Source organism: Azoarcus sp. TTM-91 (assembly GCF_012911025.1).
In the GTDB taxonomy this organism is placed as follows: Bacteria; Pseudomonadota; Gammaproteobacteria; order Burkholderiales; family Rhodocyclaceae; genus Azoarcus.
In genome coordinates, this window is record NZ_WUEI01000110.1 from 1 (window position 1) to 14,459 (window position 14,459).

The window sequence follows — 14,459 nt, forward strand, 5'->3', positions numbered from 1 at the left end:
GCGCTGTCCGTGCCAGGCAAAGACGCCGTCCGCGGCGGGCAAACCGCCTCCGCAGCGCATGGCTAGCATCGCTTCTCCAATCAACAACAGAGAGAGGAGACAGCGATGCTGACCACCACAGGTAACGAATTCTGGCGCGACCTGGCCCCCATCGCCGATGCCTTCAAGCCGGACGCCAAGCCGGAGGTCTATATCAGCAATGCGCCGACCGAGGACGAGCGCTGGTACGTTCCCTTCACCGACACGGTGAGCTCGCGCCCGCTGTGGATCTCGCCATCGGAGAACAGGTGGTGCGACATCCTGATGGCGAAGTCCGCCGGCCTGGTGAACCGGCACTATCACCCGCACGAGGTCTTCGCCTACACGGTGTCCGGCAAGTGGGGCTACTTGGAACACGACTGGGTGGCCACCGCCGGCGACTTCGTCTACGAGACGCCGGGCGAGGGCCATACGCTGGTCGCCTTCGAACATGAGCAGCCGATGCGGGTGTTCTTCGTCGTCAAGGGGCCGCTGATCTGGCTGGACGAGGCAGGCCAGTCGGTCGGCCACTTCGACGTGCACGACTACATCGCCCTCTGTCGCGCCCACTACGAGAAGGTGGGGATAGGCGCGGCCTACGTGGATACCTTGTTCCGCTGAGCGCGCGCGGCCGCACCAGGCGTGCTCCGGCTCCTGCGGGCCGAAGCGCGCCGGGGGAGCTACTTCTTGTCCACCTTGCCATGCAGGGCCTGCGCCTCCTGCAGGTGGTGTTCCAGCGCGGGCAGGTGCTTGGCGGCGAAAGCGCGTACCTCCGGATCCTCCGCCTCCCGCGACGCCTGCCGGAACAGTTCCACCGAGTTCTCGTGCGCGGCCACGCCGACGCGAGAGGCGTACATCTTGTCGAAGGTGTCGCCGCTGAGGGCGCGCAGGGCGGTGAGTTCGGTCTTCTGGGTGAGCGAGGGGCCATCAGGCAGCTTGAAGCCCTTCCTGGCAGCGAGGGCGTTGAGCTCCTCAGCAACCTTGGTGTGGTCCTGGATCATCTTGCGGGCGAAGGCTTTCACATCCGGGCTGGCGGCTTTTTGCTCGGCCAGCTTGCTGCCCTCGATCTCGGTGTGGCCGGCATGGGCGGCATCTTCGAGGAAGCTGCGGTCTGCCCGCGGCAGCTCGCCATCGGCGCGCGGCTGGGTGGCGGGGCCAGGGGTGACGCCGGGAGTGGTGGTGGGCGTGCGCGGTGCAGTCTGCGGATTCGCCGGCTGGGTGTCGGCGGCGCTGGCGCCGCTCGCGAGCAGCAGGGCGCAGGCGGCGGCAAGGCTGGTCTTGGCGAGATGTCGGGTCATGTTCTCCTCCGTGGGGTGATGGCAAAGCACCCAGGATCGGGCGCCTGTGGCTTCCCGCAAGCGCTGTGCCCGGCGCAGACGGATGCCGGCTGGCCTCTTCGCACGGCAGGGCTGGAGGTGCGCTTCTGCGCTAAATCAAGGCCGGGATGATTTGTTCATCCATACAGTTCCCAGCACGGGGAGCGGGGGGTAGATTCGATTCCGTAACTGTCCGAAAGAGGTAGAGAGTGCCTACACAGACCGAGGCGCGGCTCGCCGCGCTGGAGGCGCGCATCGAGTGCCTGAACCTGCTTGTCGTCTCCCTCATGAGTGCAAACCAGAACCAGGCATCCCTGCGCTTCGCGATAGAGCGGGCACTCCGCCTGCACGATGCCAATGCGGTCTACCAGATGCGCCTGAGCGACGAGCAGATCGACCGCGTCGGCGTAATGCTCCAGGACTACATCGGCACCCTGGTGTCCGAACGGGAAGCGGCGGCGCCGGTGGAGTGACCCGGAGCCGCCGTGGGTGTTTTTCCCGCCGCCTTGCTGATGAGAGCTATGTCCGGGCGAGCCGGCAGGAAGGCCTTGGGGAATGCCGGAGGCGCCAGCGGGAGAGCGCAAGACTGAGTACTTTCGGCAAGGCCGGGCGGCATGTTCCGGTCCTCGCTCCGCGCATGCCTGTGACCCGGCGCTGTGATGCGGACGGGGTATAAGGCCGTCTGCCCTTGAGTCAGCGGGCAAAGCACTCGCTGAAGTGTCTGTCGCGCAGGCTGCGCGCCTTGTCCCTGTCTTTCTCCCCGCGCAGGCTGCTGCTCTTGCGGTTGCCGCTGCGTTCCAGTTGTTCCGCTTCGGCGAGGTAATTCCTGCAGCGCTCGGCGGCGAGTTGCTCGTGCTTGCGCCGCTGGCCGTGCTGCTCGCGGGCGAGTTCGGCGCTGGCTTCCCTCTCGGCCTCGATGCGGCGCAGGCGGGCGCCGTCCTGGCGGCTGCGCTCCTCGCTCGAGCGGCGTTCGGCATCCGAGGGCTGGCGGGCGTCCAGTTCGAGCGCCTGACCATGCTGCCGGCAGGGTTCGGACTGGTAGCTGGTGGTGCCGGCGGGGTCGGTGCAGCGGTAAACCTGCGCCAGCGATGGACCAGGCAGGTGCAGGCCCAGTAGCAGCAGGCAGGAGAGGCCGTGGCGGAGGAGGGCTCGGGCAGTGCCGGCCGGGACGGGGCGAGATGAGGCGGATGCGGACATGATGGGCCTGCGCTGTGGAAGCCGGCCGATTCTCGCATCGAATAAAGTACGTTGGAATATTTCGCGGCCGGGCGGCGGCTCGGTGACCCTGGCCCCGGCCGTGCGCTGGCTCAGCGGTCGGGAATGCCGTCGCGCAGCAGCGGCAGGGTGTCCGCCGCCGGAATGGGGCGCTGGAAATAGTAGCCCTGCACCTCGTCGCAGCCGGCGGCCTTGAGATAGACCGCCTGCTCGCGTGTTTCCACGCCTTCGGCGATGACGGTGAGGCCGAGGTTGTGGCCGAGGGCGATGGTGGAGGCGACGATGGCGGCGTCGTTGGTCTGGTTGCGGATGTCGTTGATGAAGGAGCGGTCGATCTTGATGATGTCGATGGGCAGCCGGCGCAGATAGCTGAGGCTGGAGAAGCCGGTGCCGAAGTCGTCCAGCGCGATCTTCAGGCCGAGCCTGGAGAGCACTTCCAGCGCGGCATGGGCGCGTTCGAAGTCATCCACCACGCAGCGCTCGGTGATCTCGATTTCCAGCATGTCGGGCCGGATGCCGTAGTGGGCGGTGGTTTCACGGATGACTTCGACGAAGCTTTGGTCGCGCAGCTGGCGGGCGGAGACATTGATGGCCACCGGCACCACGGCGATGCCCACCTGCTGCCAGGCGGCGATCTGCCGGCAGGCTTCGCGCACTACCCAGTTGCCCAACTCCACTACCAAGCCTTCCTGCTCGGCGTAGTCGATGAAGTCGCCGGGATAGACCAGGCCGCGCTCCGGATGCTGCCAGCGGATAAGCGCTTCCAGGCTGGTGATGCGCAGGCCGTTGAGGGCGACGCGCGGCTGGTAGTGCAGCACGAATTCCTCGCCGAGGATGGCGCGGCGGAAGCGGCTGTGCAGGTCCAGGTGCAGCGCGGAGCGGGCGTTGAGCGAGGGGTCGTAGTAGCGGAAGCAGCCGCGGCCGGAGCGCTTGGCTTCGTACATGGCGGAGTCGGCGTTGCGCATCAGCGCGTCGATGTCCTGGCCGTCGCGCGGATGGATGGCGATGCCGACGCTGGCGCGCACCTCCAGGTCCTGCCCGTCTAAATTCATCGGCCGGGCGAGGGCGTCTATCAGCTTGCGCGCCACCCGGGCGGCGGCGTCGGCGGCGTCCACCTCGGTGAGCAGCACGACGAACTCGTCGCCGCCCAGGCGGGCGACGATGTCGGTGTCGCGCACCGCGGCCTTCAGCCGGTCCGCCACTTCCCGCAGCAGCAGATCGCCGACCCGGTGGCCCAGGGTGTCGTTGATGGCCTTGAAGCGGTCCAGGTCGAGAAACATCATGACGAAGGGCGCATGGTTGCGGCGCGCCCGGTTGAGGTGGCTGGCCGCCAGCTCGGTGAACAGCATGCGGTTGGGCAGGCCGGTGAGGTGGTCGTGGGAGGCGAGCTGGTAGGCCCGGCCCTTTTCCTCTTTCAGCTGTTCGATCAGGCGTTCCTTCTCGTCTTCGGCCCGGCTCAGTTCGCGGTAGAGGCGGTGCTGGCGGCGTGCCACCACCACCATCGCCGCCAGTGCGGCAACCAGCACCAGCGACAGGCTCCAGGCCCAGCCCGCCGGGGCCAGGCGGCGCTGCGCGGCGCCGTGCAGCACTTCGTCCAGCCGGCGCTCCACGGCGACGCCCAGGCCGCTGGCGGCCGAGCGCTCGAAGGCGAGCAGCGCCGGCCGGCCGTCGTTCCGTTCCACCGTCCGGCGGCCCTGCAGTGTCGCGGCGAAGAGCTTGTCGCTGCCATCGTCGGCAACAAGCCGGCGGCTGTCGTCGCTGCGGGTGTCGAACAGGCTGCGGCCGCTGGCATCGTAGATGCGCAGCGCGCCCCCGCTGCCCAGGTCCAGCGTGCGGAAAGGTTGCAGCAGGCGGCTGGCGTCCACCAGGGCAAGCAGCTGTCCGCGGTTGCCCAGCGCGCTCGACAGCGGAATGGCCATCGGCAGGCGCCAGTTGCCATCCGGCCCGCGTTCGGCGGGCAGCAGGGTGACCTCGCCCGCGAGCGCAGTGCGCGCAGCATCGCCGGCCGGGCGAGCGGCGAGGCGGAGCAGGGCGGAGGCCTCACTCTCGGTGACGGTGGAGGAGAACAGCAGTCCGCGCTGGGCGTCCTGCACCATCATCGCGCTGAAGAGGCTGTCGCTGCTCGTCGCCAGCCGCAGGCCTTCCAGCAGCCGGGCGTTGTCCAGGCCGGCGCGGGCGAGGCGGGCGTGGCGGCGGCCGCGCTCCAGCGTCTGCTCCAGCACGGAGACGGCCATCCGCGCGATGTTGGCGTTGTCCTGCAGGACGTTGTCCACCGCCAGCTGGCGCTCCCGTTCGGCGTACAGCAGGTGGCTGCACCAAATGGCCGCCAGCAGCGGAATCGCCAGCAGCAAGGGCCCCAGCGTGAGCCCGGACCAGCCGTCGAGGTGCGCCGAGCGCGCCAGGCGCCGCCACCGTTCCAGCACGGCAGGCGCAGGCGGGGAAAGGAGCGGTGTCGAGGGAGGAGGGCTGATCGTATCGTCGCTCACAGTGGCTGATCCCGCACGCCGGGAGGGGCAGGGCGAGTATGTCGAAGTGCGTAATGCTGGGTTGTCCGGATTACATTCATGTGACGTGTAACGGGCACGAGGCTGGTCCGGCGGGCGCCGTAGCAGTTTCTGCAAATAGTTCTTGACCTACTTCGGATGCTTGTTTATAGTTATGCCTTCTCCGACGCGGGGTGGAGCAGTCTGGCAGCTCGTCGGGCTCATAACCCGAAGGTCGCAGGTTCAAATCCTGCCCCCGCAACCAAATATGAACGAAGGCCTGCGCAATGCGCAGGTCTTCGTTTTTGCGTGTCCTCTCCAGCAGGGCTCAGCGGCGGGGCTTCGTCTGCATCGGTTCTGTCTCTGCCAGGGAAAACGCCAAGCCGCAGCCGCTGTTTCCCGGGCTGGGCCTCTCCCTCCGCCGGAATTGCGGGCACGGTCCCTCCCGTCTGTAGTCTCCCTTGCTGCGTGATCCTGCATGAGTCCTGTCGTATCTGCTCTCGATGTCCTGTGCCGGAGCGCATGCACCTTGTTCGACGTTCCCCTGGCGTTGTTGTGTGGGGGCGAAGGCGCCTGGGCCGGAGACGGCCGCTTGCGGGAGCGGGTAAGCGCCTGGGCGGACGCGGGCGGGGCGTGGCCGGACCAGGGCCTGCCGCCGCTCTGGCTGGAGGAGCTGCGCGCCTGTCCCGAATGGTCTGCTGCACCTTGGGTGGCGGGTCCTCCCGAAGTGCGCTTCTATGCCAGCGCGCCGCTGGGCGGGCCAGGGGGCGGACGGTTGGCGTTGCTCGATTTTCGGCCGCGCACGGCGGAGGCGCAGGCCGTGGAGCGCCTCGTTGCCCTGGCCGCCGTGGCCTCGCAGTGCCTGGAACTGGAGCGGGAGGCCGCTGAGGCTGCGCAGGAGGCCGCGCAGTTCAGGCTGCTTGCTGAAGCCTCCACCGACACCATCGTCCGGGGCGATCTGGACGGGGTGCGCCGCTACATCTCGCCCTCGGTCCGCACTCTGCTTGGCTACGAGCCGGCAGAGTTGATTGGGCAGCGTGCGATGGAATTGACTCATCCCGACGATCTGCCGGCGTTCGCCGCGCTGATGCGACAGGTGCGCGAGGGTAGCCTGGAGTTCGGGGTGAGCGAGCAGCGCCAGCGGCACAAGAACGGTTCCTGGGTATGGCTGGAGGCCTGCGTGCGCTTGACCCGCGATCCGGTGAGCGGCGTGGCGGACGGCTATGTCTCTTCCGTGCGGGGCATCGGCCGGCGCAAGGCCATGGAACTGCAACTGCAGGATCTTGCTGCCCGCGATGCCTTGACCGGGCTGCCCAACCGGGTGGAGTTCGACCGCCGTCTCGAGGCGGCGGTGGCACGCATGAAAGCGGATGAGAAAGACTTCCTGCTGCTCTACATGGATGTGGATCGCTTCAAGCAGGTGAATGACAGCCTGGGTCATCGCGCTGGCGATGCGCTGCTGCGCGAGATGGCGGAGCGCCTGCGCGCGGTGCTGCGGGAGCAAGACTGCGTGGCGCGCCTGGGGGGCGACGAATTCACCGCCATCATTCCGCTGGGGTTGGGGGATGCGGCAGGCTTGTCCGAACGTTTGATCCAGGCCGCGCGTCGCCCTTTCGCCTACGAGGGGGCCGCGATCCTCGTCGGGCTCAGCATCGGCATCGCCAGCGCGCCAGCCCACGGCGTCGACGCCGGGGGCCTGCTGTCCGCGGCGGACCAGGCGCTCTATGCGGCCAAGCGTGCCGGCCGGGGCACCTTCCGCATCTTCGGCGATTCCGCCTGAAGGCGAAGAAAGGCCCGGCCCTCGTTCGCCGGCGAAAGTGCCATCCTTCCGCCGGTACCAGGCCTCGGCGCACACCGCATCGCATGCCTGCCCGCATCGAGGCCAAGACAGTCCAAGACAGTCGGGCGCCACTACTCTTGAGCTTGTCCTCGTCCAGGCGAGCTGCGCCGGGCTCCTGCCTTTTCTCGAATCAGCGCGGGCGGTGGAAGGCCCGAAAAAGCCATTCGCAGGGGCTTGACTGCCTGACTGGTTTCGTTGGTGCTCTGCGGTAAATGCCTTGGGGATATGCTTTTGGATTTATTGCCCAAAAAAGGGGCAAGGCAGGTCGGGGCTTGCAGTGGCGCAGCGCAGGGGACTTATCCACAGCGTCGTCCACAGCACTATCCTCAGCCTTTGGGGAAAACCCTAGCTGCCCGCTCACCCGCCTGGCCGGCGGCAGCGCACCTGGTTGCGGCCGGCGTGCTTGGCGTCGTACAGCGCGGCGTCCGCCCGTGCCAGGAAGCGGTCCAGCGCCTCGCCGGTGCCGAGTTCGGTGACGCCGAAGCTGGCGGTGAGCTGCAACTGCAGGCCGTTGTCGGCAACCGGCGCCAGCGCGGCGACGCGCTCGCGTAGCCGCTCGGCCAGCGCCTCTGCCGCTAGCGGCGAGGTCTCCGGCAGCAGAATGGCGAACTCCTCGCCGCCCAGGCGGCCGAGCAGATCCTGCTCGCGGATCTCCGCCTGGCAGGCCTGGGCGGTTTCGCGCAGGGCGAGGTCGCCGGCGGCGTGGCCGTGGTTGTCGTTGACGGTCTTGAAGCGGTCGATGTCCAGCATGACGAGGGCCAGCGGATTGCCGTAGCGGTGGGCGCGGGCGACCTCGTGCTGTGCTTGCTCGAAGAAGCGGCGGCGGTTGGCGATGCCGGTGAGCGGGTCGGTGGTGGCCAGGCGGTGCAGTTCCAGCTCCATGCGCTTGCGCTCGGTGATGTCCACCATGGTCGCCAGGTCGGCGGCCTCGCCGTCGTAGTGGATCGGCACAATGGAGACGATCACCCAGCGTTCGCTGCCGTCGTTCATGCGCAGGCACAGCTCGTGGTCCTTCACCGAGCCGGCGGCCTTGTAGCTGCGCATCATGCGTTCACGGTCGGCCGGGTCGCGGTAGAAGCTCAGCGCTGGCCGGCCGACCACCTCGTCTTCACGCAGGCCGCTGAAGCGCTCGCCTTCCGGGTTGAGATAGACCAGCACCGCATCGGCACGGCGGGTGATGGTCATCGGCACCGGCGCCTTGTCGAGGATGGTGCGCAGCTGGCGTTCGCTGGCGCTCAGCTCGCGGGTGCGCTGGGCCACCCGGCGCTCCAGGCTGGAGGCGAGCTCGCGCAGCTGGTCGTAGAGGCGGGCGTTGTCCACCGCGCCGGCGATGTTGCCGGAGAGCAGCTCCAGGAATTGGCTGCGGCCGGCGGTGAACACGCCGCCTATGGCGTCGTTCTCCAGGCACAGCGCGCCGACGATGCGGCCCTGGTGCTGCAGCGCCACGCCCAGCACCGAACGGGCGCCGTGGGCGTGCAGATAGGGGTCGGCGGCCCAGTCCTGGTCGTGGGCGGCGTCCTCGATCAGCACGCTTTCGCCGGTGGCGAGCACGGTGCGCAGCAGGCCCAGCGGCAGGCGGTCGCCGCATTGTTCCAGCGGCGTGCCGGCGCTGCCCGCGGCCGAGCCGGAAGCGCTGTCGGCGGCCAGCACCCAGCCGCCGCGCTGGCTGAGGACGACGGCGGCGCGGCGGGCGCCGGCGTTTTCGCCCACCACCCGCAGCAGGCGGGTGAGCAGCTGCGGCAGGTCGGTTTCGGCGGTGATGGCCTGCACCGCCTTCATCAGGCTGCTGAGGTCGATGGCGTTGGCCGCCGTGCCCTGCACCACGGTCTCGGCGTCCATGCCTACCGGGCGGATGCGCGCAGCCAGGGCCTCTGCGCCCCAGTGCAGGAACTGTAGCCGCGCCTCGCCCAGTGCCGGATCGCTGCTGCCGGCCGGCAGGCGGGACTGGCGATGGGTGCCCAGCAGCCAGGCGGCAAGGCCGGCGTCCAGCAGGGTGCCGCCGGGTGCGGCATGGGCGGCGGAGGCGGCCAGGGCGTAGGCGATGTGGGCGCCGTCGACACCTTCGTCACCGCGGAAGCGGGCGATCTCCGCGTCCAGCAGATGGCACTTGGCGGCGAAGGTATGGGGATTGACGCCGTTGAGCTGGGCGAAGCGGCTGCGCACCCGTTCGGCCTCGGCCAGCGCGCTTTCGTCACCGGCGCTGGCGTGGCGCAGGCCGGCCACCGCGCGGATGAATTCCACCGTGGGCACCATGTGCATGCCGCGGCCGGCGGAGAAGTGATCGGCGGCGGCATGGCCGGCGGCCAGCGCCTCCTGGTAGCGGCCGGCGAGGAAGTGCAGCAGGGCGCGGAAGGCGTGCAGGAACATCAGCCCGGTGCGGTCGCCGCGGGCGGAGTATGCCTCCTCCAGCCGGGCGGCGGAGAAGCCCTTGCTCTCGAGCGGCCGCTCGGGCAGGCGGGGCGAGCGCAGCTCGGCGACGGTGGCGCGCAGCACCGAGAGATAGTCCGCCGCCACCGGCTGGCGGATGCGCACCAGCACCGCCGCATGCTCCTCCAGCTGCGCCTCCAGTTCGGCCAGCGGACGGCCGGCGAGGAAGGCGTGATAGTCATGCACGTAAAGGCTGAGGCCGGCGTGGCGCAGGTTGCCGAATTCGACGCCGTTGCGGTGGGTTTCCATGAGCCCGGGCAGGCTGTCGGCCAGCGGTTCCACCCAGTGGCGCAGGAAGGCGTTGTAGGAAAAGCTGGCGTGGGCATAGGCGGGCCGCCAGCCGTGGCGCTCCACCAGCTGCATGGACATGCGGCCGATGCGGCAGCCGAAATCGTAGTCGCCCAGCATTTCGGCGCACATCAGGCCGAGCACCGAGTAGGCGGAGAGCGCTGCCGGCAGGTGGCCGTGGGACTTCATCAGCCGGATCTGCAGTACGGTGAGCAGCGGCAGCAGCGCGGGGCGGGCGATGTAGGCGGCGGCCGTCATGCGGGTGACGATGGAGAGCTGGCGCAGCGGCCCGGCCTCTGTCATCGGCGGCAGTTCGGCCAGCACCTCCAGACCGAGGGCGGCGACTTCGTCGCGGCAGGCGGCGATCAGCGCGGCGGTGGCGGCGAGGTCGTCGGCCGCCGGCAGCTCCACCCCCAGCAGCACCAGCGCTTCCAGGCCCTGGGCCAGGGTCTCGTTGAGCTTGCCGGAGGCGTAGAAGGATTCGATGCGCACCTCCTGCAGGCGGGCCTCGGCGGTGGCGTCGGCGGCGTGGCGCAGGCCGTCGTCCAGCAGGGCCTCCATGCGCTGCGGCCGGCCGGCGAGGGCGGCCATGCGGGCGGCGTGCACCTGCAGCGCCAGGCGGCGCTCGGGCAGCGTCTGCCAGCGGCTGTCCGGCAGATCGGCCAGCGCGGCGTCGGCGTAGTCGGCGGCGAGGTCGAAGGCGCCGGCCTCCGCGGCCTGGCGGGAGGCGGCGGCGTTCCAGCGCGCCAGCTGCTGGCGTTCCTCGTCGGCGGCGATCAGTGCGCGGCCGGCGTTGAGGTGGTTCACCACTTCGAAGGGCGGCGGTTCGCCCAGGCGGGCGAGCAGCAGGCGGCCAATGCGCAGATGCAGGGCGGCGCGCCCGGCGGCGGGCACCAGGGCGTAGGCGGCTTCCTGGATGCGGTCGTGGGCGAAGGCGTAGCGTACATCGGCACCGTCGCTCTCATCAGTGTTCAGGCGCGGGGCGTAGCGGTAGAGCTCGCTGGCGGGCACCAGCAGCTGGGCAGCCAGCACCGGCGCCAGCAGGCCGGCGGTGTCGCGCGGGCTAAGTTCCAGCACGGTGGAAAGGGTGCCGAGATCGAAGGTGGCGCCGAGAAAGGCGGCGGCGGTGAGGGCATTGCGGGCGCCGTCCGGCAGCCGGCGCAGGCGGCTGAGCAGCAGCTCGACCACGTTGTCGGCGATGGCGGCGGTGGCGACTTCGCTGCTGTCCCAGTTCCAGCCGCGGCCGGAGGCTTCGCGCCGGATCAGGCCGCGGGTGTAGAGGTCGTCCACGAAGTTTCGCAGGAAGAAGGGGTTGCCGGCGGTCTTGGCATGGCACAGCGCGGCCAGCTCTTCCACCCGGTGGGGCGGGTACAGGTGGCTGTCGGCGAACAGGCGGGCGACGTCGCCCGGCGTCAGCGGCGCCACCTCGATGGCGGCGTAGCGCTCGCCCAGGCCGGCGAACTCTTCCAGGTCGGCGGCGAAGGGGTGGCCGGGCGGCACCTCGTTGTCGCGGTAGGCGATCACGACCAGCACGTGGTGCAGGCCGCTGTCTTGGGCGATTTCGCGCAGCAGCCGGCGCGAGGCCGGGTCGGCCCACTGCAGGTCGTCGAGGAAGAGGGTGAGCGGCTCGTCGGCATGGGCGAGGGCGCCCAGGCAGAGGCGGATGGCGAGCAGGAAGCGGTTCTCCGCCTCGTTCGGCTCCAGCCGCTCCACGCCCGGCAGCGGGCCGAGCAGGCGGGCGAACTCCGGTACCGCGTCGGTGACGATGCGGGCATTGGTGCCCAGCGCCTGGCACAGCCTTTCCTGCCAGCGGCCGCGGGCGTGCGGCGACAGGGCGAGGATCTGCCGGGCGCGCTGGCGCAGGGCGTCGATGAAGCCGCCGTAGGGGATGTGGCGGCCGAACTGGCTGAACTTGCCGCTGGCGAAGCTGCCGCGCTGGGCCAGCAGGCTGCGCTGGGCCTGGCGCACCAGCGCCGTCTTGCCGATGCCGGAGAAGCCGGAGATGGCGAGCAGGCGGGCGGTGCCGCTGGCGGCGGCCTCGAAGCTGCGGGCGATGAGGCGGATTTCGTCTTCGCGGCCATAGAGACGGCCGGAGAGCTGGAAACGTTCGGCGAGATCGCCGTCGCCGGCGACGAAGCCGGGCAGCGGGTCGCCGGCCTGCAGGCCGGCGAGGGCGCGCTGAAGGTCGCGGCGCAGGCCGTCGTGGCTCTGGTAGCGGGCGTCCGGCTCCTTGGCGAGCAGGCGGGCGATGATGGCCGCCAGCGGGGGATACACGCCGGGCTCGACGAAATCCGCCGCCGGCGCGGGGCGCGCCAGGTGGGCATGGGCGGCTTCGGCGGCGTCGCGGAAGACGAAGGGCGGCTGGCCGGTGACGGCCTCGAACAGGCTGGCCCCCAGGCTGTAGAAATCGCTGCGGTAATCGACGTCGCGGTTCATGCGCCCGGTCTGCTCCGGCGCCATGCAGCTCAGCGTGCCTTCCAGTTCGTCGGCGCGGGGCGCCAGCGGGCGTTCGGCGGCGATCTCGGCGGCAATGCCGAAGTCGGCCAGCAGGGGGCGGCGGTGGTCGCCGCCGGCCAGCAGGATGTTGCCCGGCGAGATGTCGCGGTGGATGACGCCGGCGGCGTGCACCTCCGCCAGCGCATCCACCAGCGTCAGCGCCATCTCCAGCGCGGCGGCGGAATCCAGCGGGCCGTCGGCGAGGCGCTGGCGCAGCGCCACCGCGTCATCGTCGGGCAGCACCAGGTAGAGCCGGCCGCCGTCGCTGTCCAGCCGCAGCGGGCGCAGCACTGCCGGGTGGTGGAAGCGGCGGCCGAGCTCGAACTCCTGCCGGAGGCGGCCCAGGGCGCGCAGTTCCGGTACCGCGGCGCGCAGCACTTTGACGATGACGCGGGTGCCGTCGGCCTCGCGCATGCGCAGCACGAGGGAGCGGCTGCTTTCGTGCAGCAGGCACACGGGTTCCAGGTCGCCGAGGCGCTGGCCCGGGAGCCAGGGCGGGGCGTTGCAGTCCGGGGTGGTGGGCGTCATGGGGTGCGTCGGCCGGGAGATCTCAGTACTTGTCCTTGGGACGGTACTTTTTCAGTTTGTACCACAGCGTGCGCTCGCTGATGTCCAGCAGCGCTGCCGCGCGGGCCTTGTTGCCTTCGGTCTGCGCCAGCGCCTCGTCTATCATCCGCGCCTCCAGCGCTTCCACGACCTCGTTCATGCGGCCCAGGGGGGGCGGCCCGGGCTCGCCGGGGGGCGCGCCGGCCGGGGCCGCCTCCATCGGGAAGTGTTCCGCCCGCAGGGGACCGCCACGGGCGAGCACCAGGGCTCTTTCCACCATGTTCTGCAGTTCGCGCACATTGCCCGGCCAATCGTAGCCGGAGAGGACTTCCAGCGCGGCGGCGTCCACCCGCGGCAACTGGCCGGCGGGGCCGTGCTTGGCGATGAAGTGGGCGACGAGCGCCGGGATGTCCTCCTTGCGCTGGCGCAGTGGCGGCAGGGCGATGCTGAATACGTTGACCCGGTAGTAGAGGTCTTCGCGCAGGCGGCCTTCGCGCACCGCCTGGCGCGGGTCGCGGTTGGTGGCCGCGACCAGGCGCAAGTCCAGCGGAATGCTGCGGTTGCCGCCCAGCCGCTCCAGCGTGCTTTCCTGCAGCACGCGCAGCAGCTTAGCCTGCAGGGCCACCGGCATCTCGGTGAGCTCGTCGAGGAAAAGGGTGCCGCCGTCGGCCAGTTCGAACTTGCCTACCCGCTCGCGCACCGCGCCGGTGAAGGCGCCTTTCTCATGGCCGAACAACTCGGCTTCCAGCACCTCGGCGGGGATGGCGGCGCAGTTGATGGGCACGAACAGCTTGTCGCGCCGCGGCGAGGCATCGTGGATGGCGCGGGCGGCCAATTCCTTGCCGGTGCCGGTCTCGCCGGTGATGAGCACGGTGCTGCGGGTGGGGGCGACCTGGCCGATGAGTTCGTACACCGCCCGCATCGCCGCGCCGTCGCCGACGAAGGTGCCGCGGCCGCGCTCCACCTCTTCGCGCAGGAAGGCGTTCTCGCGCCGGATGCCGGCGGCGCCGAGCACCCGGGTGATGGCCAGCTCCAGGGCATCCAGGTCGAAGGGCCGCAGCAGGTAGTCGGCGGCGCCCAGCTTCATCGCGCTGACGGCGGATTCCACCGTGCCGTGGGCGGTGATGACGATCACCGGAACCTCGTTCCCTTCGGCGCGCAGCGCGGTCAGCAGCCCGATGCCATCCAGCTCCGGCATGCGCAGGTCGGTGATCACCAGGTCCAGCGGGTTGGCGCGCGCCAGCGCCAGGGCTTCGCGGCCGTCGCCGGCGGCGAACACCGTGTGGCCGAGCTGCTTGAGCAGGATCTCCATCACCCGGCGCATCTTCGGCTCGTCGTCGGCGACCAGGATGTACTTGCCGCTGCTGCTCATCAGGATTCCTCGCTCCGGCGGGGCAGGCGGATGCGGAACAGGGCGCCGCCCAGCTCGCTGTCGCCTGCCTCGATACTGCCGCCGTGGGCGGCAACGATCTGCTGCACGATGGCCAGCCCCAGGCCCATGCCGCCTTCACGGCGGAAGAAGAAGGCCTCGAACACCCGGCTGCGCTCGGCCGGCGGGATGCCGGGGCCGTCGTCGGCGATGTCGATGGTGAACTCCTCGGCGCTGTCGCGGGTTGACACCCGGATGCGGCCGCCCTCGGCCAGGATCTGGATACCGTTGAGCAGCAGGTTGAGCATCACCTGGGTGCATTGCTCGGCATCCACCGCCACTTCCGGGTTGACGGCTTCCAGCACGGCATCGAAGCGGATGCGTTTTTTCTCCGCCTGTCCGGACAGCAGGCCCAGGCTCTTGCGGATCAGGGCGTGCAGGTCGGTGGGGGCAAAGCGGGG

General features: G+C 70.0%; 9 protein-coding genes and 1 tRNA gene. 4 read left to right on the forward strand and 6 right to left on the reverse strand.

Annotated features, from left to right (window positions below):
• The first annotated feature begins 105 nt into the window (after window positions 1-105).
• Window positions 106-639, forward strand: coding sequence for a 2,4'-dihydroxyacetophenone dioxygenase family protein (locus GRF61_RS20015; protein WP_169152391.1), 534 nt, complete (start codon window positions 106-108; stop codon window positions 637-639).
• A 59-nt stretch (window positions 640-698) separates the two neighbouring features.
• Here the strand turns inward: GRF61_RS20015 and GRF61_RS20020 are convergent, their stop codons facing one another.
• A complete protein-coding gene (locus GRF61_RS20020) occupies window positions 699-1,316 on the reverse strand; it encodes a DUF4142 domain-containing protein (protein ID WP_169152392.1) in 618 nt (205 codons plus the stop codon).
• A 227-nt stretch (window positions 1,317-1,543) separates the two neighbouring features.
• On the opposite strand from GRF61_RS20020, the gene GRF61_RS20025 reads away from it, so the two are divergent.
• Window positions 1,544-1,807: a hypothetical protein gene (locus tag GRF61_RS20025; RefSeq protein ID WP_169152393.1), complete on the forward strand. Its 264-nt coding sequence runs from the start codon at window positions 1,544-1,546 to the stop codon at window positions 1,805-1,807.
• A gap of 220 nt (window positions 1,808-2,027) precedes the next feature.
• Here the strand turns inward: GRF61_RS20025 and GRF61_RS20030 are convergent, their stop codons facing one another.
• Window positions 2,028-2,531, reverse strand: coding sequence for a DUF4124 domain-containing protein (locus GRF61_RS20030; protein WP_169152394.1), 504 nt, complete (start codon window positions 2,529-2,531; stop codon window positions 2,028-2,030).
• 110 nt (window positions 2,532-2,641) lie between these two features.
• Window positions 2,642-4,972 (reverse strand): EAL domain-containing protein, encoded by a 2,331-nt coding sequence (locus tag GRF61_RS20035; RefSeq protein WP_211166105.1) that lies wholly within the window; start codon window positions 4,970-4,972, stop codon window positions 2,642-2,644.
• A gap of 248 nt (window positions 4,973-5,220) precedes the next feature.
• On the opposite strand from GRF61_RS20035, the gene GRF61_RS20040 reads away from it, so the two are divergent.
• Together GRF61_RS20040 and GRF61_RS20045 are read left to right on the forward strand one after the other, a co-directional pair.
• A tRNA-Met gene (locus GRF61_RS20040) sits at window positions 5,221-5,297 on the forward strand.
• 264 nt (window positions 5,298-5,561) lie between these two features.
• Entirely contained in the window at window positions 5,562-6,812 is a 1,251-nt protein-coding gene (locus tag GRF61_RS20045; RefSeq protein WP_169152395.1) for a sensor domain-containing diguanylate cyclase, read from the forward strand.
• A 417-nt stretch (window positions 6,813-7,229) separates the two neighbouring features.
• On the opposite strand, the gene GRF61_RS20050 is transcribed toward GRF61_RS20045, so the two are convergent.
• The 3 genes from GRF61_RS20050 to GRF61_RS20060 all read right to left on the reverse strand — a co-directional run.
• A complete protein-coding gene (locus tag GRF61_RS20050) occupies window positions 7,230-12,611 on the reverse strand; it encodes a diguanylate cyclase (protein ID WP_169152396.1) in 5,382 nt (1,793 codons plus the stop codon).
• 22 nt (window positions 12,612-12,633) lie between these two features.
• Window positions 12,634-14,001: a sigma-54 dependent transcriptional regulator gene (locus GRF61_RS20055; RefSeq protein WP_169152397.1), complete on the reverse strand. Its 1,368-nt coding sequence runs from the start codon at window positions 13,999-14,001 to the stop codon at window positions 12,634-12,636.
• A partial coding sequence (locus tag GRF61_RS20060; RefSeq protein WP_248281355.1) for an ATP-binding protein occupies window positions 14,001-14,459 on the reverse strand: 459 nt, incomplete at its 5' end. The genes GRF61_RS20055 and GRF61_RS20060, both read right to left, overlap by 1 nt.

Excerpts from the sequence above, each read along its gene's own strand:
- GRF61_RS20015 (WP_169152391.1), top strand. The coding sequence starts at position 106 with ATGCTGACCACCACAGGTAACGAATTCTGGCGCGACCTGGCCCCCATC.
- GRF61_RS20020 (WP_169152392.1), bottom strand. The coding sequence starts at position 1,316 with ATGACCCGACATCTCGCCAAGACCAGCCTTGCCGCCGCCTGCGCCCTG.
- GRF61_RS20030 (WP_169152394.1), bottom strand. The coding sequence starts at position 2,531 with ATGTCCGCATCCGCCTCATCTCGCCCCGTCCCGGCCGGCACTGCCCGA.
- GRF61_RS20050 (WP_169152396.1), bottom strand. The coding sequence starts at position 12,611 with ATGACGCCCACCACCCCGGACTGCAACGCCCCGCCCTGGCTCCCGGGC.
- GRF61_RS20055 (WP_169152397.1), bottom strand. The coding sequence starts at position 14,001 with ATGAGCAGCAGCGGCAAGTACATCCTGGTCGCCGACGACGAGCCGAAG.